Here is a 20,377-nt window from a genome sequence, read left to right on the forward strand (position 1 = left end):
TCCTCTTGATTGTTAAGATGGTAAGATCTGCGCGGAATTAACCGACGGCAGCAAGCTATGCACTTGATCCCAATTATGACCGACTCGGTGAGGCATTCACAGCAGGAGAACACCAAGGTATGACTGAGCAAAAATCACTTTTGATTGTTGGCTGCGGTGATCTAGGCAATGGCTTAGCAGAAATCTATTTGGCGCAGGGCTGGCAAGTGCTAGGTATGCGTCGCAATACCGAAAAGCTACTTAGCGGCATCACCGCTTTAGCTGCGGACGTGTGCGATCGACATAGTCTAGAAAAACTAGGGCCACTGCGTGCCGACTATCTGGTCATTACCCTTACTCCCGCTCGCGGCGGTGCAGAAGGCTATCGAGCGGTATTTGAGGGCGGGCTAAAGAATGTTTTAGCCGCCATGAGCGAAGCGCCGCGCCTCGTCTTGTTTGTCTCTAGCACCGGCGTGTATGCCCAAGCAAATAATGAATGGATAGATGAGCAAAGCGCCACAGAGCCCGACCGTTTTTCAGGTCAAAGCCTACTCCGCGCAGAACACGCTGTTAGTGCAACTGGGTGGGCGCATTCGAATATTCGCTTTGGCGGTATTTACGGCAGCGGACGCTTACACATGATTAGTAAAGTCCTCGATGGGGATTGCGCGCCGATCGAGCCAATACATTACACCAACCGAATTCACCGGGATGATTGCGTTGGCTTTCTCAGTCACTTAATCGACAAGGCCGAGACTGGCGACACTATTGAAAACTGTTATCTCGGTGTCGATGATGAACCAGCTTGCATCCAAGACGTACAAGCATGGCTAGCTGACAAACTCGGCGTTGTATACGCCAGCAAAGGCGAGGGAGTTACTCGCACTGGCAGTAAACGCTGCTCGAACAAACGACTACGGGAAAGTGGCTATCAGCTAAAGTACCCCACATTTAGAGAGGGCTTTGTGCCGGTAATTGAAGATTGGTACAAATCTGAGGATAGATAAATAGGGGCCGAAGGCATCGGCCCTACAGATATTTTTTATCTGAAACTATTTTTTACAAAGTTAGGATAACTTCTACCTCAATCATCGCGCCACGCGGCAGGGCTGCGACTTGCACACAGGCACGAGCGGGATACGGCTGAGCAAAAAACTGCGCCATAACCTCATTCACTTGGGCAAATACACCCAGATCCGTCAAAGAAATATTCACCTTAGCAGCATCATTCAAAGTGCCACCCGCCGCCTCAGCAACCGCAGCCAGGTTTTTAAACACCTGAGTCGCTTGCTCAGTAATGCCGCCTTCGATCATTTCCATGGTTTCTGGAATCAGCGGGATTTGGCCAGACATGTAAACGGTACTTCCCACTTTTACTGCTTGAGAATAGGTACCGATGGCCTGCGGGGCATTGCTAGTCGCGATGATTTCTTTGTTACTCACGAAGGTGTCCTTATTTATAGGGTGTAAAACGACATTGTATTATCGACTGGCGCTATCAAGCACCAAACTAATGCCGTTCGCGGGTGACTTTAATGACGGCGGGAACATTACGAATTCTGCGCATCACATTGGCTAAATGTACGCGGGAGCGCACCCCAACCACGAGATGAATTGTACTAATTTTAGGGTTTTCTTCTTCAACACTAATTTTCTCGATACTACCGTCTGCGCCGTTTACTCGGGTCGCTAAGACCGCAATGATGCCGCGCTGTTTGGAAATCTCAATTTTCATTTCCACCGAGAAGTCCCGATCTATATTCTCAGCCCAGCTCAATGGCACCACGCGCTCTGGCTCACTACTCAGCTCAATACTGTTATGGCAATTTTCGCAGTGCACCACCACCCCTTTTTCTGAGCTGACGATCCCGACAATATGGTCGCCAGGTATCGGGTAGCAACAGCGGGCGAAATTAACCAAAAATCCTTCGGTGCCGTGAATAACCATCGATTGGCGAGTAAGCGGCGCACGGAGCTTATCGTCACCGTCACGAATTTCATCACGTAAATTAACCAGCTGACGGGCGGTTAAATACGCCACGCGATTACCCATACCGATCTGCTCATAAATATTGTCGATGGATTTTGCGTGGGTAGATTCCACTAACTGCAGCAGATATTTTTCATCAATATCGGCGAGATTCTCATCCATGCTGCCCAACGCGCGCTCAAGCATACGACGACCAAGGGTAACCGCCTCGGTTTTACGCTGGTGCTTCAAATAATGCCGAATGCCGGTTCTGGCCTTCGCCGTCACCACAAAATGCAGCCACGCAGGATTCGGCTGCGCGCCCGGCGTGGTAATAACTTCTACGGTCTGACCGCTCTGCAGGGTTTCCGACAGTGGCGCCAGACGGCGATTAATTCGGCAAGCTACACAACTATTACCCACATCACTGTGCACCGCGTAGGCAAAGTCGACCGCTGTTGCACCAGCGGGTAATTCCATAATGTCGCCGCGAGGCGTGAAGACGTATACCTCATCGGGGAATAAATCGATTTTGACGTTTTCGATAAACTCCAGCGAATCGCCAGCACGTTCCTGCATTTCTAATAAACCCTGTACCCATTGACGGGCGCGGGCGTGACTAGAATTACGCTTAGGTTCTAACTCGTTCGACTTATACAGCCAATGCGCGGCAATACCGTTATTGGCCATTTCTTCCATTTCATGGGTGCGGATTTGAATTTCAATCGGCACGCCTTCCAAGCCAAACAAAACCGTGTGCAACGACTGGTAACCATTCGCCTTGGGGATAGCAATATAATCTTTAAACTGCCCCGGCACCGGCTTGTATAAACTGTGTACACAGCCTAATACCCGATAACAGGTGTCCACAGAATCAACCACAATACGAAACGCATAGAGATCCATTATCTCTTTAAGCGATTTCCGCTTGTTGCGCATTTTGGTGTAAACGCTAAACAAATGCTTTTCGCGGCCAATCACATTGGCAGTGTGGCCTTCTTCGGTGAGGCAATTCTCAATGCTTTCGCGAATAGTGGAGATGGTCTTTTTACGATCGCCGAAGCGGGTGGTAATCGATTTGCGAATTCGCCTAGCACGCATTGGGTGCATAGACATAAAGCCGAGATCTTCAAACTCCACCCGAATATTGTGCATGCCCAAACGCTGAGCAATCGGTGCATAAATCTCGAGGGTTTCGCGGGCAATACGACGGCGCTTTTCAGGCGGCATAGCGCCGAGGGTGCGCATGTTATGCAGACGGTCAGCGAGCTTTACTAATATCACGCGAATGTCTTTGGCCATTGCCAAGGCCATTTTCTGAAAATTCTCTGCCTGCTGCTCAGCTTTAGATTGAAACTCAATACGGGTCAGCTTAGACACACCATCTACTAGCTCGGCCACCACATCACCGAACTGATTGCTCAGTCCCTGCTTGGTCACGCTGGTGTCTTCAATCACGTCGTGCAACATGGCCGCCATCAAACTTTGGGCGTCCATATGCATTTCAGACAGAATTGTGGCGACGGCTAAAGGATGGGTAACGTAGGGCTCGCCACTGCGGCGATTTTGACCTTCGTGGGCTTGCTCAGCGTAATAGTATGCGCGCCGAACCTGTTTTACTTGGTCGTCAGAGAGGTATTCAGCTAGAGATTTTGTAAGGGCGTCAATCGATCCCGCGGGCTCTTTCTTGCCGGTACTGGGATTGAAAAAACTGTATTGATGCATTGGCGCCCCTATCAGACGCAGAATTACAGTGCAGTAGCGCCCAATTCAGCGCTAAGGTCTAATTCTGGCTCTTCCGCATTGGAATTTGCCGCCATAACTTCTTCACGAGTAATTTTGCCTTCGGCAAGTTCGCGCAAAGCGATTACTGTGGGCTTATCACCTTCTTCTGGAACCAGCGCATCTTTTCCGCCTGTGGCAAGTGCGCGAGCGCGCTTGCTTGCAACCATAACTAATTCAAAGCGGTTATCGACGGCTTGAAGGCAGTCTTCAACAGTAATTCGGGCCATGATGTGTATCCTGCGTACAAAATAAAATCAGCGCGCAATTTGCGCGCTGTCAATTAAGCCATAGTTTAACAAATAGCCAGCGCTTATGACAGTAGCTCAGAAAGTAAAGCCTGGTGCCGCACTTGCTGACTGGCGAGGGTTAGACGATGGCTGCGAAAAATAGACTCTAGGTCCGCCAGTGCAGTGTCAAAGTCGTCATTGATCACCACATAGTCACCTTCAATGTAATGGGACATCTCAGCCACAGCAGCATCCATACGACGCTGAATGACTGCGCTATCATCCTGTCCTCGACCGGTAAGCCGCTCGTTTAAGGCCTCTTTAGACGGCGGCATAATAAATATCGCGACAGTGTCTGGCATTAGCCGCCTAACCTGCTGCGCGCCCTGCCAATCAATCTCTAAAATGACATCCTCTCCGGCTGCTAACTTTGCTTCAACCCAGCGCTGCGAGGTACCGTAGAAGTTATCAAATACCTGTGCATGCTCTAGAAACGCGGCGGCTTCAAGCATCGCCTCGAATTCATCATGACTTATGAAGTGATAATTAACGCCTTCTTGTTCACCAGGCCTTTTCGCGCGCGTTGTATGCGACACCGACACGCCCAAGCGTGGCGTTCGTTTAATAAGCTCTGCAACCAGACTGGTTTTACCAGCCCCAGATGGAGCAGAAATAGTGTAAAGCGTACCTTGGCTTTGCATGTTGGCGGGAAGGTCCTTTATTGTGCTCGCGACGGTGAGTGCGCGACGGGAATGACAAAGATTATACGACCTGATCGGTGAAGCGTCACGAAAGAGGGGACGAATAGCTGATCCGGACAATTAAAATCCTTGAGTAGCCAATGCCACCCCTGACATGGTGATCCAATGCCACGTAAACTGTGCTAAATCTTTGTCTTGGAAGCGCGAGTAATGTTTATCAAAAACCTGTTTACTAAGATTCTATTTGGTCTTGCCATACTCACTGGCTTAACCGCATGCGGCCCAGGGCCATCTGAAAACACCAACGACACCAGCGTAGGAACAGTTGCGGTGAATAGCAGAAACCGTATGCCGGCTGACCCCGCTATAAAATCGCTCTATATTCAAAGTTGCTATGGCTGCCACAGCGCCGGGGTCGCAAGTGCGCCTCGCAGCGGCAATGACGCTGACTGGGCGCCTCGACTGCAAAAGGGCATGGATATGTTGCTCTACAACACTATCAACGGCATAAACAGTATGCCGCCGAAGGGTATGTGCATGGGCTGTAGCGAGGAAGATTTCACCAAGCTGATATCATTCCTGTCGGGCCAGAGCGAGTGATCACAAATCCTAAGTAGTGACCAAAATAATAGTGAATATGGGCTGGCTGCTGATCTGCCAACAAAATCAATTCGTAACTACTAGCCATATTAATCAAGAAGATACATCACTGAGGAACACCCTACCACGATGAATGAATCAGGATCTATCCGTATTGGTATTAGCGCCTGCTTACTGGGTGAGCAAGTACGTTATGACGGCGGTCACAAGCGCCTGCCCTTTGCTACTGATGAATTAGCCCGGCATTTCGACTTCGTCAAAATCTGCCCAGAACAAGCCATTGGTATGGGCGTACCGAGACCCACTATTCGCTTGGTAGGCGACACTGAGAACCCGCGTTTAATCGGTAGCTCCGATAGCACTTTAGACGTCACCGATAAAATGACGGTATTTGCTAGCGACACCGCAGCGAAACTTGATTACATAAGTGGTTATATCTTATGCGCCAAATCACCAACCTGCGGTATGGAACGGGTTCCCGTGTACGCGGAAGGTGGGAATAGTCTCGGTAAAGTTGGGGTGGGAATTTTCGCCAAACAATTGATGGCCGCTCAACCACTATTGCCAGTTGAAGAAAATGGCCGCTTAAACGATGTGCACCTGCGGGAAAATTTTGTGCTGAGAGTGGTTGCCTATTCACGCTGGCAGACGATGATGGCTGAGGGCATCACGGTTAAAAAACTGCAGGACTTCCATCGTCGCCACAAATTTCTGCTGCTGGCCCATAGCCAGCCTATCTATCGAGAACTCGGTCCCATCGTTGCAGAAGCCGGTGACGTAAATGACATGGCAGACCGCTACATCACGAAATTCATGGAGGCAATACGACTTCCAGCCAGCATAAAAAATCACACCAATACCTTGATGCACATTCAAGGCTTTTTCAAAGATCATTTAGATGCGAGCGACAAAGCACAACTTAGTGAGGTCATTAAAGAATACTCTGCGGGACTATTACCCTTACTCGTGCCCTTGGAAATGCTCGGTATGTTTTTAAAGAAATACCAAGTCGATTACTTGCTGGATCAATATTACTTTACGCCGTATCCGCGTGACCTAAAACTGCGAATAGGCCTGTAAACCATGACGGCACTAGTTTGGTTTCGCAACGATTTACGAACTTTAGATCACCTCGCACTGAGCGCCGCATGTAAAGATCACGAGACGGTACGTGCGGTGTATTTTTTATGCCCACAACAGTTAGACGAGCACGGTATAGCACCCATTCGACGGCACTTTTTGCGTCGTGCACTGGACGAACTAACAAGGCAACTTTCCAGCCTCGGCATTGCCCTGGACATCATCAATGCGCAGCACTTCAGTAAAACCCCGTCGCACCTAGCGGATTATTGCCGTGATCACGGCATTGATTCAGTCTTCGCCCATAGGGAGTGGTTGCTTGACGAGATTAATCGTGACGAGAGCTGCTCGGCGTTGCTCAGCGAGCTCGATATTCCATTAACTTTGTTCGACGATAGCTTGCTCAGTCCCCTCACCATCGCCAAAGGCGACGGTGAGCCCTATAAAGTGTTCACGCCGTTTTCGCGACGCTGCCGAGATTATTTGGCGGCGGAGTTTCCACGCGTTATACGCAGACCTGCTGCCAAATCAGCGTTAACCAGCGCGTCAAAAACTCCCTGCCAACCCTTTGGTGACGAGAAAGACGCCTCAAAATGGCCAGTAGAAGAAGACGACGTACTGCGTCAACTTCGCCAGTTTTGCGCTGAACGGGCAGGCAGCTACAAAGATGATCGTGATTTTCCAGCACTTCCCGGCACATCAAGGCTATCCGCGGCCTTAGCACTGGGACTCATTACCCCCCGCCAGTGCTTAGCATGTCTACAGCAGGAGTGCGGTGAAGAAATATGGGACGCAAAAAGCGGCGCTGGCACATGGTTTAACGAGCTTTTGTGGCGCGAATTCTACCGACATGTCGCCTATCATTTCCCCCGCGTAGTAAAAGGGCAGGCCTTTCAAACCTACACAGACGCAATCCGATGGAGCAATGATCAAGCATTATTTGATGCGTGGTGTAATGGGCAAACCGGTTATCCCATTGTTGATGCAGCTATGCGTCAACTGAAAGAAACAGGCTGGATGCACAACCGACTTCGGATGATCACCGCCTCGTTCTTGTCAAAAGACTTACAAATAGACTGGCGCTGGGGTGAGCGACACTTTCTAGAAAACCTAATTGACGCGGATTTTGCCTCTAATAACGGCGGATGGCAGTGGGCCGCCTCCACCGGTACTGATGCCGCTCCGTATTTCCGCATATTTAATCCCACCACCCAAGGCCAACGTTTTGACGCCGATGGCCAGTTTATTTTGCGCTATGTTCCAGAGCTAAAGAGTCTACAAGGCAAGCACTTACACATGCCGCCCACCACCTTGGGCTACCCAAGCCCTATTGTTGATCACAGCGAAAGGCGAAATATTACCCTCGCACTTTTTCAAGAATTAAGGGACTAAGCCCACTAAGACGCATATATTGCGCCACACTGGTATTACGCCACATCTGTTACCGAGCTGGCTAACTGCACCTCAGCTGATTTATGCTAGATCGGCGATTGTGAGCACAACAAGATAAAAAGGAGAGACCGTGCGATTTGTTTTACTAATATTGCTACTAACGAATACCATTTTATTTTCTGCCGCATCCCACGCCAATGAAGACTCACATGAAATATTCGGCTTAAGCGAATATGTTTATATTGAAGAGCTAGGCGTGCAATACAAGGCTAAAATCGATACTGGTGCGGAAAGCGCCTCTATCAACGCCATTAACGCGAAGGTCGAAAAGGGCAGCGGTAAAAAGGACGACATCGTGCACTTTGATTTAGTCATGCCCGACGAAACGCTTAAGTCCGTCAGCCTGCCGCTCAGCAAACATATCCGCATCAAGCGTCGCGCCGCAGACTACGATGAAGACGAAAAAGATTATAGTCGCCGTCCAGTACTAGAGCTAACGCTATGTATTGGTGGTAAATCGCACAAAGTTGAGGTCAATTTGGCCGACCGCAGAGAATTTTCAAAACCCATGCTGGTTGGCTCAGAACCGCTAACCGCATTTAATGCCTTGGTAGACCCAAGTAAAAAATACATGCAGAACAAGACGCTCTGCGCTAAAAAATATGAGTCTGAGGAGCACAAGGAATGAAAGGTGTAAAACTGCATGTTAGAGTTTTGGCACTAGCCCTATTAGTTATTGGTGCTGGGAGCACTGCATGGCAGATTTTTGTACTGAATATTCCAGTCTCGTCAGACACCACCGAGCCAGTATGGGTAATCGACACCAAACTCAACTTTAATGCGCGCGATAATAGCCCCGTGAAAGTTCAGATGTATGTGCCACCGGTATGGAGCAAATTCATCACCCTGAACGAAAGTTTTATTTCCAAAAACTACGGGGTGAATACGGATGTCGTTGGCGATAATCGCCAAGCTACGTGGTCCGCCCGCCGCGCCGATGGCAATCAACAGCTGTTTTATCGACTAATGCTTACCAAGCGCAGCAATTCGCGTTTTTCAGAATCTGAGCCAGGTCCCTTATTTCAAGAAAGCCCGGAGTTAATAGGCGTAGAAAAGGTCGCCGTTGAAGCGCTTTTAAAGCCGATTCGCGAACATTCAGCCGATATCGAAACCTTTATCCGCGAAGCCATTAAGCTCATAAATGAACCCAGCAACGACAATGCTCGACTGCTACTAGGTAATAACTACACCCAAGATAATAAATCGCGGGTATTGGAGCTATTGCTTTCGTCTGCCCATATTCCTGTTGAACGCGTGCATACGCTGCGTCTGGTTAGCAGCGTCGCACAGGTGTCCGAGCTTTGGATGCGCAGTTATAACGGCAAACGCTGGCTATACTTCAATCCAGAAACGGGGACTCAAGGCCTGCCCAATGACCGCGTAGTCTGGTGGACGGGCGACGAGCCCATGGCCAGCGTGGAAGGTGGTCGCAATTTAAAAATTGAAGTGACCGCGAATCAAAAAACCATGAACTCAATTATGCTCGCGCAATCGATTGCCGAGCGTAAAGAGAATAAGTTTTGGGCCTTGTCCCTATACGACCTACCTTTGCAATCACAGCAGACCTTTGAAATCATTCTGATGATTCCTATTGGTGTTATGTTAATTCTTTTACTGCGGAACGTGATTGGCTTGGAAACATTGGGCACATTTACACCCGTGTTAATTGGTCTGGCCTTCAGAGAAACTCAGGTTTTCTGGGGCGTTATACTATTTACCACTATTACCGCACTCGGTCTGTCTTTGCGATCCTATCTCGAACACCTACACTTACAATTACTATCCCGACTCTCAGTGGTGCTTACCTTTGTGGTTATTGTTATGGCCTTAATCAGCGTGCTAGGCCACAGATTGGGCTTGGACCGTGGACTTTCGATCGCCCTGTTCCCAATGGTAATTTTGACCATGTCGATAGAGCGGATGTCGATTGTTTGGGAGGAGCGCGGCGGCGTTCACGCGGGCAAAGTTGGCATCGGCACCCTCGTCGCGGCAAGCCTGTCTCATCTTATGATGACCTACGAACCTTGGTCTTATTTCGTTTTCACCTTCCCAGGCATGCTGTTGGTGTTTATGTCGTTGATGCTGATGTTGGGCCACTACCGAGGCTATCGACTAACTGAGCTATTTCGCTTTAAAGCTATGATTAAAGGCAAATAACATGTCCTTATTCAGCACTTGGAAAGAACTTCGCGCGAAGGGCATCATGGGGATCAACCAGCGCAATGCAGACTATGTATTGCGCTATAACCAGCGCCACCTGTACCCCCTAGTCGATGATAAAATTAAGACCAAGGAACGAGCTGTTCACGCAGGTATTCATGTTCCACCAATGTACGGCATTATCGACTCAGACAAACAAATCAGCTCGCTATCAGAAATCGTTAAAGACCATGGTGACTTTGTCATCAAGCCAGCTCAAGGTGCGGGCGGTGATGGTATTATCGTCATTGCTGATCAGTTTGAAGGCTACTACCGCACAACCTCAGGCCGACTGTTAAGTCACGATGATATTGAATTCCACTTATCTGGAATTCTATCTGGCATATATTCGCTGGGTGGCCATCGCGATCGCGCACTCATCGAATATCGGGTAACACCCGATCCTATCTTCAGCGCCATTAGCTATGAGGGTGTCCCAGATATACGCATCATTGTATTGAAAGGCTACCCCTTACTCGCCATGCTTCGGCTGCCTACGCGCCAGTCAGGTGGCAAAGCCAACCTTCACCAAGGTGCAATTGGTGTGGGCGTTGACTTAGCAACTGGCATTACCTTGGACGGCACTTGGTTAAATAAATTCATCAATCGGCATCCCGATACGACCAACCCTGTTCGTGGCGTTCAATTGCCTTTCTGGGATGGATTTATGTCACTGGCGACTAGGTGCTACGAACTCACAGGCCTTGGCTACCTTGGCGTGGATATGGTGCTTGATAAAGATCGTGGCCCATTAATGCTGGAGCTGAATGCGAGGCCAGGGCTCAATATCCAAATAGCCAACGACGCTGGGCTCGCTGCACGCTGCCGGAAAGTTGAGGATGAAATTGACCGACTTGCCACCAAAGGGATAAACAAACCGTCGCCAGCCAAGCGACAGGCTTTTTGTCAGCGCGAGTTTGCCTCACAATGTCTGCCCGACCAGTTAGGGGCAGATAGCGCTCCTGCTAGCGAGAATAAGGGTATTAGCTCAATCTGATACAGAAACGACTGTTTCACCCATAAAAAAGCCGCACGGTGTGAACACTGCGCGGCTTTTTTATTTTAATTTACACAGACACTTCACGCTGTAATATCCACTGCGAGTTGCCCGCTAGATCAAATCAAAGACCTTACTTAGCTGCACGCTCTTTAGCGATAAGCTCTTCAGCAACCTGTAACATTTCTGCACGACCACCGGCTGAACGGCCAGTAATTCGATATTTACCATTAACAATTAATTCTGGTGTGCCAGCAATACCATAGGAGCGCGCACGAGCATCAGCCTGCTTCACTTGGCTATTTACACCAAAAGAATCAAAGGTTTTGCGGAAGGTAGCATCATCAATTTTGGTATATTCAGTAAACAACTTTGCCAAAGCATCGGCATCACGCAGGGTATTGCGATCAACATTGATGGCCTTAAAAATAGGTTCATGCACTTGATCCAACACACCTAAGCTTACCGCGGTGTAATAGGCTTTTGCGTGCACGACCATCAGATCATTCCACATTGCCGGCGAGCGATGAAAATCGACATCGGCAGGCAACTTCTTCTTCCATGCCTCTAGCATCGGGTCAAAATGGAAGCAGTGACTACAGCCATACCAAAACACTTCAACAACTTCTATTTTATCCGGGTTGGACGTTCTTACTGGCTGAGGAATACGAATAAAACGCTCGCCTTTTTCACCGCTATCGGTCGGCTGAGCTTGGGACTCTGCGACCTTTGCCGCAACCGGCGATGCAACTTTTGCCGCACTGGGCTCAGCGCCATCACTGCAAGCTGACATTAACAATAGAAAGCTGAACACACTGACCAGCGAGAACATTTTCTTAATCATGAAGCCCCCTCATTTTGAAATTTTACCCACACCCCAATAGCCGCGGATATCGAGCAGTATAAATAAATTGTTATAAGCTGTTTGAGACCGCGCTAAACCACAAAGATTCCTATACCCGCGCTAGCAAAATTAATAAGCGACTGAAAAATCTAGTCAGCGTATTTTTCTACAAACCAATAGCAGCAAAGATAAAAAAAGCGGCCTAAGCCGCCTTTTTCGATTTACTTACAATTACTGATGTAAACCCTGAATAAAGCTAGATACCGCTTCAATCTCAGAATCGCTTAGTTTAAAAGCAATTGAACGCATCATCTGCGTATCACCATCATTGCTTCGGCCTTCGCGACCATCAGCGGCGGCGCGGAAAGCTTTCAACTGAGCAGAGGTGTAATCCGCATGTTGACCACCAAGCTTGGGGAAACCTGCAGCGGCCATACCACTACCGGTGGGTGAGTGACACCCTGCGCATGCCGGAATACTGCGATCAGCAATGCCACCGCGATATATAGCGGCGCCTTTCTCTACCAACGCAGGATCAGTCTGACCCGTGCTACCGGCTTTACCGGCGTAAAAAGCTGCGATATCCGCGATGTCTTGATCAGACAAGTTGTCGGTTTGACCTGCCATCATTGGCACCGAACGGGCACCCGATTTAATGTCATGAATCTGTTTAGCCAAATAACGCTCACCCTGACCCGCCAATTTCGGGAAGGTCGGTGCAGCACTATTGCCGTCTGCACCATGACACGCCGCGCATGCGGCTGTTTTTGCTTTTCCGGCTGCCGCGTTGCCTTCTAATGCCACGGCAGAACCGGCAAACATCAATGAGGCAATCATTACTAGTAGTGGTTTATTCATTGTCACGTACTCTTTAATCAAGATAATTCTGTCACGCATCGATTAAGATTCAGGCGTCGCCATATACTCAATCAATGCTTTAAATTCATCAGCACTACAGTTAAAACACAAGCCTTTAGGAGGCATGGTGTTAAAACCTTGATCTACATGTTTCACCAGTGTATCCATTCCCTTTTCTAGGCGCGGCGCCCAATCTGCAGCCACACCCGTTTTTGGCGCACCATTAGCACCAAATCCATGACAGGCGTAGCACGAAGCCTTGTAACGATCTACAATCGCCTGCTCTGCCGCCAATGCGGACACGCTAGATGCCAAGAGCAACACGGTTAAAACGCTTTTAATCATGATCTACGTCTCCGAAATTCAGCAAGGTAACTGTTTAACAGGAAGCTGGGGGCATGGATAAAACCTAAAGTGACCCCGCACAAAAACTGCGGCATTATACACAACTAGTCGGCATGAGGGCCAATTATTGCCCCAATATGCCTCTGCAATCGCAATTTTCCTCGGACTTATTATGGATTCTTTTCCCGCGCTAAACTACCGCCGCGCCAGCTATTTAAAAAGCTCACCCGGCCTTATGCACTGCCCAGATGATTCTGGTGCCGAGGTAGCGTTTGCCGGCCGCTCTAATGCGGGGAAATCCAGCGCCATTAATCGCCTAACCGAAAACAAAAAACTCGCTAAAACCAGTAAAACACCCGGTCGAACCCAGTTATTAAACTTCTTCATTCTCGACGACACTGGCCGCCAGCGACTAGTCGACCTTCCCGGTTATGGTTTCGCCAAAGTCCCTTTGGCGGTGAAAAACGAGTGGCAGCGAAACCTTGAAGCTTACCTACAAAAACGCGAGTCGCTGCGCGGAATGGTGCTGATGATGGATATTCGTCACCCATTAACCGATTTTGACCGCCAAATGGTAAGTTGGGCGACAAAAAGCGCAATGCCCATGCACATTTTGCTCACCAAATCGGACAAGCTTAAACGCGGTCCAGCCTCGGCGACATTACTGTCTGTGCGTAAAGATCTCGCCGAATATGGCGACTTGATCAGTGTGCAGTTATTTTCTGCTCACAATGGTGATGGCCTGCAAGAACTGCGCAATCAGTTAGACATGTGGCTGGACACCAGGGCACTTGACGCCGCGGATAATGCCATCGCGATAGGCGCGGAATTACCCGGCGAAGGCGAACCCGACTAAGCTAAACGTCGAGCCTAAAACCTTACCATGAGACGCAAAAAGGCCCGGCGCGCTGAACTCACCGGGCAATCCTACTCCTTAGGAGTCAGGGGGAGACAAGTCTCCTAACGCGGGGCTGTTCTCATCATAATTTAAGAGCCACAGCCTTTTAAAAGTAGACACAGATTTGCAATTACGCAAATCAGTGCGCCTCATCCCAATTCGCGCCAACACCTATTCCCACTTCCAACGGCACTGATAAATCCCCAGCCGCCATCATTAATTTCACCAATTCGCTCTTTACCGAATCTAGCGCATCGGGTGCGACTTCGAGCACCAATTCATCGTGAACCTGCATGATCATGCGCGCGTCAACGCCGCTGTCACTGAGATAGCGATCGACGGCAATCATCGCCCGCTTAATAATATCAGCGGCGGTACCTTGCATGGGTGCGTTAATCGCGGTGCGCTCCGCTGCCTGGCGCCGCATGCCGTTGCTGGCATTAATTTCAGGCAAATATAGGCGACGGCCAAATAGGGTCTCTACGTAGCCTTTCTCTGACGCCAGTACCCGAGTTTCCTCCATATACCGGAGCACCCCTGGGTAACGCTCAAAATACAGATCGATATATTGCTGCGCCTCTTTGCGACCAAGGTGTAACTGTCGCGCTAAACCAAAAGCCGACATGCCATAAATCAAGCCAAAGTTGATCGCCTTAGCATTTCGGCGCTGATCATCACTGACTTCATTGACCGCAACACCAAATACTTCTGCGGCGGTCGCCTTATGAATATCTTCGCCGCGGGAAAATGCGTCTATCAAGCCGCGATCCCCCGACAAATGCGCCATAATCCGGAGCTCTATTTGCGAATAGTCAGCCGCCAAAATGACATAACCCGGAGGTGCGATAAACGCCTGACGAATACGGCGCCCCTCGGCGCTGCGAATAGGAATATTCTGTAAGTTCGGATCTGACGATGAGAGTCGGCCCGTCGCCGCCACGGCCTGGTGGTAAGACGTATGAATACGGCCTGTTGCGGGATCGATAAGCAGAGGCAATTTATCGGTATACGTCGATTTAAGTTTCGCCATACCACGATGTTCGAGGATCACCTTAGGTAGCGGATAATCATGGGCTAACTCGGCCAGCACCTCTTCTGCGGTAGACGGCGCACCTTTCGGTGTTTTTTTAATGACCGGAATGCTCAAGCGCTCGAACAATATTTCGCCCAACTGCTTGGGTGACGCCAAATTGAATTCACCGCCAGCCAAATCATAGGCCTCTTTCTCTAGCGCCTGCATTTTCAGGCCCAACTCATGACTCTGCTTGCTAAGCAATTCGCGACTCACAAACGCGCCGTTACGCTCAATTCGTGAAAGAACCGGCACTAAAGGCAGTTCTATATCGCGATATACCGACATAAGCGACGAACATGCCCTCAATTGCGGCGACATAGCCTGATGCAGACGCAAGGTAATATCCGCATCTTCCGCGGCATAAGGACCCGCCTGCTCAAGTGCAATCTGATTAAAGGTAATCTGCTTAGCGCCTTTACCCGCAATATCTTCAAAATGAATTGTGCTATGGCCCAAATGCTTTAAAGCAAGAGTATCCATATCGTGGCGGCTACCGACAGAATCTAAAACATAGGATTCAAGCATGGTGTCTTCGGCAATACCTCGGAGCGCAATACCATGATTAGCGAGAACATTGGCATCGTATTTTAAATTTTGACCCAGCTTGGCCTTGCCAGCATCTTCAAGCAGAGGTTTTAACGCCGCCAACACAGCGTTTTCATCCAGCTGATCTGGCGCATCCAGATAATCGTGGCCAAAGGGGAGGTAGGCCGCCTGTCCAGCCTGAATAGCGAAAGACACACCCACCACCCGCGCCTGCATATAATTTAAACTGGTGGTTTCGGTATCAAAGGCGAATAATGGCGCCGCCTCAAGTCGTTTAAGCCAATCGTCAAACTGTGACTGAGTAAGAATTAATTGGTAATCAGTCTTGCCAGCGAAAGCTGGAGCCTCCTCCACAGATTCGTTAGCGCCAATATTGTCGTCACCCAATAAGTCCGACTGAGCCAAAGATTCGGCACGCTCATGTCGGCTCAACTCCTGTACCCAAGTTTTAAATTCAAACTCGGTAAATAAGCTGAGCAAACGTGCATTGTCAGGCTCGGTCGGTAATAAATCTTGCACTGACACATCTAAAGGGACATCACATTTAATCGTTGCCAGCGCGTAGGAAAGGAAAGCCTGCTCACGACTGTCTTCAAGCTTTTTGGCAATCCCTTTGGCACCACGTATCGCAAGATCTGGCACTTTCTCAAGATTATTGTAGATATCCTCTAAGCTTCCCAAGGCTTGCAATAGCGCCAAAGCCGTTTTCTCACCAACACCAGCAACGCCGGGAATATTGTCGACTTTGTCGCCCATCAGCGCCAAAAAATCGATAATGAGTTCAGGTGGAATACCGAATTTTTCATTTACCCCAGCAATATCCATTACCGTATCGGTCATGGTATTCACCAAAGTCACATGCTCATTCACCAACTGAGCCATATCTTTGTCGCCAGTAGATACCAACACCGGACGCTCCCTGCCAGCCTGAGCCGCCAAGGTACCGATAACGTCATCAGCTTCAACGCCATCAATCATCAATCGCGGCAGCCCCATAGCATCGACGATGGCATTGATCGGCTCAACCTGACTGCGCAGATCGTCTGGCATGGGCGGGCGCTGCGCCTTGTATTGGGAATACATATCGTCGCGAAAGGTTTTCCCCTTGGCGTCAAACACCACCGCGATAGGACTATCGGGGTAATCCTTCTGCAGGCGCCGCAGCATGTTGATCACGCCCTTTATTGCGCCCGTTGGCTGGCCCGTCGATGTATTTAACGGCGGAAGGGCGTGAAACGCGCGATATAAATAGGAAGATCCATCAACTAAAACAAGAGGCTTTATGGCTGTCATGGGGGTGAATTGACACGTCTATTATTGGGAAACGGCAGTGTACCACGAGCCTGCCGCACGTGATTAACCTATCGCAAGCAATTCCATATGTTACCTATATTCACAATATCAGCTCTGCGTAACCTTGGTAATTTGCAACATTAACGGGAAATTAACAAAAATTAAGCAGACAACCACCCCATTTGTGTTACCTTACGTAACACAAGGTAACCTTTTACTTTGTGTAAGGCCAAAAGGGCCATGTTGAGAGGAGAACCTCAAATGAAAAAATCTATCAGTGCACTACTTATTCTGGTTGCGAGCACCATGGCAACGGCAGCAGAACCCGTCTCTGCCAGTGCTGAACCAATAATGGTATTAGCCTACAATCAGATTGATGAGACCAAGTTTCAAGAAGCCACCGTTGAGTACGCAAGCCAAAACTCAGCAGAACGTTTTCTTGAAAGAAACTTAGATGTGGTTGCCGCAAGCCTGAATATAGAGCTTAACGACAAAATTATTAGCGCAATGACACCACGTATCGACGAGTAAGCTTAACAACTTATGACGCGTCGTTACTGGCTGCTAATCATCAAAACAGGCCAGAAATGCCTGCCCGAGCTGACGGTATAAATTCAGAAACCCGTCAGCACCTACATTTTCACCTTTCCCATTATCGCCACTTACACCCACTCTCGCACCGAGGGGATCTATTTCAATCACTGGAATTTCGAGGCCAGATACCAAGGCATTTAACATTGCTGGAGCATACTGCGGCTCACGAAAAACACAGGCGAACTCACCCGCCTGCAATCTTGCGCGTAACCCAACAATATGACGAGCTCCGGGCAAACGATCTCCGCCTGACATCACCATTTCACCCGCGGGCAATCCATAATGCCGCTCAAAGCGACTAAAACCATCATGCAGTAATAAATACGGGCGACGCTCGTGTCGGCTAATCTCCTGCTGTAACTGTTTATCATACTGACGAAACTCAGTACTGAACCTAGCGGCATTAGCGTGGAAATACGCGCCACGAGCGGGCAAGCGGTCTGATAATAACCGCGCTATACGGCGAGCAATAATTTGCACTTCGTCGGCGTCCATCCATACGTGGGGATCTTCGTTATTTTTTAAATCGGGGTAAAGTGCAACAGCGTTATCCTGCTTACGCAGTAATTTTTGCAAATAGGTCTCAAGCATCGGCCCGACCCACAAGACAAGATCGGCATCTTGAACCCGCTGAGCATCTGACGGGCGCAATTGAAAATCATGGGGCGATACGGTCGCTGGCGCCAGTAATTCAGCCGTAATCGCGTCACCGCCAATATCGTGAACAATCATCTGCAAAGGCATAATACTGGACAGTACTACCGGCTTATTGCTATCCGCCCAGGCAATATTACTGAGCATCCAAGCCGCTAATACACTCCACAATAGTACTCTCAAGTTATCATCCCCATTGTTTAACACGGTGCAAATGCAATATTATAACATTTTATTTCATAACGAACTGAAACTTGATGGACGAACTCGCTAAACAACACAACCATCAGCGCTGTATTGACGATGCAATGACCCAAGCACGGGAATTATGTCAGCGTCGCCAGATTAAATTCACCGCCATCCGAGAGCAAGTCTTGGCCTGCGTTTGGGCCAAACACCAACCCATCGGGGCTTACGCCATACTCGAAGAACTTGCCAAAGATTCCACACGCCGGCCCGCGCCACCGACGGTATATCGAGCACTGGATTTCTTACTCGACAACGGCTTGGTTCATCGAATAGCGTCGCTAAATGCATTTATCGGCTGTAAAGATCCAAGTCATCATCACCAGGGCCACTTTTTAATTTGCCGCCATTGCCGCAATGCCATGGAGCTGGATACCGATATTATTAATTCTGCTATTAACACCGCGGCAACTCAACACGGTTTTGCCGTGGAAACACCCTGTGTCGAGGTCGTCGGCTGCTGCGCAAATTGCCAGGAGTTAAACCGTAATGCATAACAACACGGCGCTATTAAAACTTAATAATATCTCGCTGAAACACCACAACCAGAGCCTGCTGAGCAATGTCAGCCTAGAGCTTTCACCTCGTCAAATAATGACTATTATCGGCCCCAATGGCGCGGGTAAAAGCACCTTAGTAAAAATTGCGCTAGGATTAATCAAGCCCGACAGTGGCACGGTATTTAGGCAGGCCAAGCTTCGAATCGGCTATATGCCGCAGCGCTTGTCACTCAACCCGTTAATGCCATTAAGTGTAGAACGTTTTTTAGCAATGGCGACAAAAGGTAATCACGTTATCGATACCGCCTTAGCGCGAACCGGCATTAGCCATCTACGCAAACGCCCGCTGCACGATATCTCGGGGGGCGAAACCCAGCGAGTGCTATTGAGTCGCGCCTTACTGAGCGAACCCGATTTATTGGTTCTCGATGAACCTGCGCAAGGGGTCGATATCAGCGGTCAAACCGAACTCTACGAGCTAATCAATAAGTTACGCGACACTCTCGGCTGCGCCGTACTTATGGTGTCTCACGACCTACACTGGGTAATGGCGCAGACCGACACGGTAATCTGCCTCAATCAGCATATATGCTGCCACGGCCACCCGGAACACGTCAGCAACGATCCTGCCTATCTATCCTTATTTGGGCGACGTCACGCGGAAGCGGTTGCACTTTATCAACACGATCACGATCATCAGCACAACATCCACGGCGATGTGGTGTGTGAGCACCATCATCATGACTGACATACTATTCAACGCGCTCATTGCGGGCTTACTCGTGGCCACATTGTGCGGCCCCCTTGGTGCACTAGTTACATGGCAGCGTATGGCTTACTACGGCGACACATTAGCCCACTCGGCGCTCCTGGGTCTTGCTCTAGGATTAGCATTACAAGTTAACCTGCAAGTTAGCGTACTCATAACTTGCCTACTAATAGGCGCAGCTCTATTTGCCTTGCAGTGGTGGCGGAACATTGCCTTAGATAGCCTACTTGGGATTTTATCCCACAGCAGTCTCGCACTCGGCCTTGTATGTCTATCTTTTCTAGACAACCAACAACTCGATTTAAATGCCTTTTTATTCGGTGATTTGCTCGCCATCGCCAAGGAAGATTTAATCAGCCTTGGGGTGATTTGTGGCTTAGTCGCAGTATTACTACTCCGTTATTGGCCGGCACTCGTTGCTATGACAGCACACGCGGAGCTAGCTGAAATCGAAGGACTGCCGGTTAAGCGACTACGTCTGCTTTTAATGCTGATGGTTGCCGCGACCGTCGCTGTTGCGATGAAAATAGTCGGTGTATTACTGATTACCGCTATGTTGATTATTCCCGCATCGGCGGCAGGGCGCTTTGCCAGAAGCCCTGAACAGGCTGCGATTTTGGCAATGATCTGTGGCGCCATCGCCGTTATTTCTGGTTTAACCGGTGCTTGGTACTGGGACACTCCAGCGGGGCCAAGCATCGTGCTGGGTGCTGGGTGTTTGTTTGTATTGGGGCAATTGGCACCAAGCTTTCGACGCAGCTGACAT

General features: G+C 49.3%; 21 protein-coding genes. 12 read left to right on the top strand and 9 right to left on the bottom strand.

All coding sequences use genetic code 11. The features are described 5' to 3' along the window. Nucleotides 1-119 precede the first annotated feature (119 nt). Entirely contained in the window at nt 120-986 is an 867-nt protein-coding gene (locus O9X78_RS07125; protein WP_269618934.1) for an SDR family oxidoreductase, read from the top strand. A gap of 52 nt (nt 987-1,038) precedes the next feature. Here the strand turns inward: O9X78_RS07125 and O9X78_RS07130 are convergent, their stop codons facing one another. The 4 genes from O9X78_RS07130 to gmk form a co-directional block, all read right to left on the bottom strand. Beyond that, complete coding sequence (locus O9X78_RS07130) at nt 1,039-1,422, bottom strand: RidA family protein (protein WP_269618935.1); 384 nt, start codon at nt 1,420-1,422, stop codon at nt 1,039-1,041. Nucleotides 1,423-1,489: 67 nt separating this feature from the next. After that, nucleotides 1,490-3,673, bottom strand: coding sequence for a bifunctional GTP diphosphokinase/guanosine-3',5'-bis pyrophosphate 3'-pyrophosphohydrolase (gene spoT, locus O9X78_RS07135; protein ID WP_269618936.1), 2,184 nt, complete (start codon nt 3,671-3,673; stop codon nt 1,490-1,492). 23 nt (nt 3,674-3,696) lie between these two features. Next, nucleotides 3,697-3,960, bottom strand: a complete 264-nt coding sequence (rpoZ, locus tag O9X78_RS07140) for a DNA-directed RNA polymerase subunit omega (RefSeq protein WP_269618937.1) — start codon at nt 3,958-3,960, stop codon at nt 3,697-3,699. 83 nt (nt 3,961-4,043) lie between these two features. Beyond that, on the bottom strand, nt 4,044-4,661 hold the full coding sequence (gene gmk / locus O9X78_RS07145) for a guanylate kinase (RefSeq protein ID WP_269618938.1): 618 nt from the start codon (nt 4,659-4,661) through the stop codon (nt 4,044-4,046). Nucleotides 4,662-4,871: 210 nt separating this feature from the next. Here gmk and O9X78_RS07150 point away from each other — a divergent pair, with 210 nt between their 5' ends. From O9X78_RS07150 to O9X78_RS07175, 6 genes are all read left to right on the top strand, one after another. Next, a complete protein-coding gene (locus tag O9X78_RS07150) occupies nt 4,872-5,261 on the top strand; it encodes a c-type cytochrome (RefSeq protein WP_269618939.1) in 390 nt (129 codons plus the stop codon). Nucleotides 5,262-5,390: 129 nt separating this feature from the next. Then, nucleotides 5,391-6,341, top strand: coding sequence for a YbgA family protein (locus O9X78_RS07155; protein WP_269618940.1), 951 nt, complete (start codon nt 5,391-5,393; stop codon nt 6,339-6,341). A 3-nt stretch (nt 6,342-6,344) separates the two neighbouring features. Continuing rightward, nucleotides 6,345-7,733 (top strand): deoxyribodipyrimidine photo-lyase, encoded by a 1,389-nt coding sequence (phrB, locus tag O9X78_RS07160; protein WP_269618941.1) that lies wholly within the window; start codon nt 6,345-6,347, stop codon nt 7,731-7,733. 130 nt (nt 7,734-7,863) lie between these two features. Next, nucleotides 7,864-8,421 carry an ATP-dependent zinc protease family protein gene (locus tag O9X78_RS07165; RefSeq protein ID WP_269618942.1) on the top strand — a complete coding sequence of 186 codons (558 nt, stop codon included), beginning with the start codon at nt 7,864-7,866 and terminating at the stop codon, nt 8,419-8,421. Next, entirely contained in the window at nt 8,418-9,950 is a 1,533-nt protein-coding gene (locus O9X78_RS07170) for an inactive transglutaminase family protein (protein ID WP_269618943.1), read from the top strand. The genes O9X78_RS07165 and O9X78_RS07170 overlap by 4 nt, the downstream gene beginning before the upstream one ends. A 1-nt stretch (nt 9,951) precedes the next feature. Next, on the top strand, nt 9,952-10,989 hold the full coding sequence (locus O9X78_RS07175) for an alpha-L-glutamate ligase-like protein (RefSeq protein WP_269618944.1): 1,038 nt from the start codon (nt 9,952-9,954) through the stop codon (nt 10,987-10,989). 133 nt (nt 10,990-11,122) lie between these two features. Here the strand turns inward: O9X78_RS07175 and O9X78_RS07180 are convergent, their stop codons facing one another. The 3 genes from O9X78_RS07180 to O9X78_RS07190 all read right to left on the bottom strand — a co-directional run bounded on the left by O9X78_RS07180 (nt 11,123) and on the right by O9X78_RS07190 (nt 13,036). Beyond that, complete coding sequence (locus O9X78_RS07180; RefSeq protein WP_269618945.1) at nt 11,123-11,833, bottom strand: thiol:disulfide interchange protein DsbA/DsbL; 711 nt, start codon at nt 11,831-11,833, stop codon at nt 11,123-11,125. A 231-nt stretch (nt 11,834-12,064) separates the two neighbouring features. Then, nucleotides 12,065-12,691 (bottom strand): c-type cytochrome, encoded by a 627-nt coding sequence (locus O9X78_RS07185; protein WP_269618946.1) that lies wholly within the window; start codon nt 12,689-12,691, stop codon nt 12,065-12,067. A 42-nt stretch (nt 12,692-12,733) separates the two neighbouring features. Further along, nucleotides 12,734-13,036, bottom strand: a complete 303-nt coding sequence (locus O9X78_RS07190; RefSeq protein ID WP_269618947.1) for a c-type cytochrome — start codon at nt 13,034-13,036, stop codon at nt 12,734-12,736. 172 nt (nt 13,037-13,208) lie between these two features. Between O9X78_RS07190 and yihA the strand changes: the two genes are divergently transcribed. After that, nucleotides 13,209-13,892 carry a ribosome biogenesis GTP-binding protein YihA/YsxC gene (gene yihA / locus O9X78_RS07195; RefSeq protein ID WP_269618948.1) on the top strand — a complete coding sequence of 228 codons (684 nt, stop codon included), beginning with the start codon at nt 13,209-13,211 and terminating at the stop codon, nt 13,890-13,892. Between the two features lie 181 nt (nt 13,893-14,073). On the opposite strand, the gene polA is transcribed toward yihA, so the two are convergent. Beyond that, nucleotides 14,074-16,848 carry a DNA polymerase I gene (polA, locus tag O9X78_RS07200; RefSeq protein WP_269618949.1) on the bottom strand — a complete coding sequence of 925 codons (2,775 nt, stop codon included), beginning with the start codon at nt 16,846-16,848 and terminating at the stop codon, nt 14,074-14,076. 261 nt (nt 16,849-17,109) lie between these two features. Here polA and O9X78_RS07205 point away from each other — a divergent pair, with 261 nt between their 5' ends. Then, complete coding sequence (locus O9X78_RS07205) at nt 17,110-17,379, top strand: hypothetical protein (RefSeq protein ID WP_269618950.1); 270 nt, start codon at nt 17,110-17,112, stop codon at nt 17,377-17,379. A 33-nt stretch (nt 17,380-17,412) separates the two neighbouring features. On the opposite strand, the gene O9X78_RS07210 is transcribed toward O9X78_RS07205, so the two are convergent. Then, on the bottom strand, nt 17,413-18,279 hold the full coding sequence (locus tag O9X78_RS07210) for a metal ABC transporter solute-binding protein, Zn/Mn family (RefSeq protein WP_269618951.1): 867 nt from the start codon (nt 18,277-18,279) through the stop codon (nt 17,413-17,415). 74 nt (nt 18,280-18,353) lie between these two features. Here O9X78_RS07210 and O9X78_RS07215 point away from each other — a divergent pair, with 74 nt between their 5' ends. The 3 genes from O9X78_RS07215 to O9X78_RS07225 are packed head-to-tail and all read left to right on the top strand — an operon-like array spanning nt 18,354 to nt 20,374. Then, nucleotides 18,354-18,839, top strand: coding sequence for a Fur family transcriptional regulator (locus O9X78_RS07215; RefSeq protein ID WP_269618952.1), 486 nt, complete (start codon nt 18,354-18,356; stop codon nt 18,837-18,839). Then, nucleotides 18,832-19,590 (top strand): zinc ABC transporter ATP-binding protein ZnuC, encoded by a 759-nt coding sequence (gene znuC / locus O9X78_RS07220; protein WP_269618953.1) that lies wholly within the window; start codon nt 18,832-18,834, stop codon nt 19,588-19,590. Before O9X78_RS07215 ends, znuC begins: the two co-directional genes overlap by 8 nt. Continuing rightward, nucleotides 19,583-20,374 carry a metal ABC transporter permease gene (locus O9X78_RS07225; protein WP_269618954.1) on the top strand — a complete coding sequence of 264 codons (792 nt, stop codon included), beginning with the start codon at nt 19,583-19,585 and terminating at the stop codon, nt 20,372-20,374. The genes znuC and O9X78_RS07225 overlap by 8 nt, the downstream gene beginning before the upstream one ends. Nucleotides 20,375-20,377 lie beyond the last annotated feature (3 nt).

It is taken from the genome of Zhongshania aquatica (assembly GCF_027257955.1).
Taxonomy (GTDB): domain Bacteria; phylum Pseudomonadota; class Gammaproteobacteria; order Pseudomonadales; family Spongiibacteraceae; genus Spongiibacter; species Spongiibacter aquatica.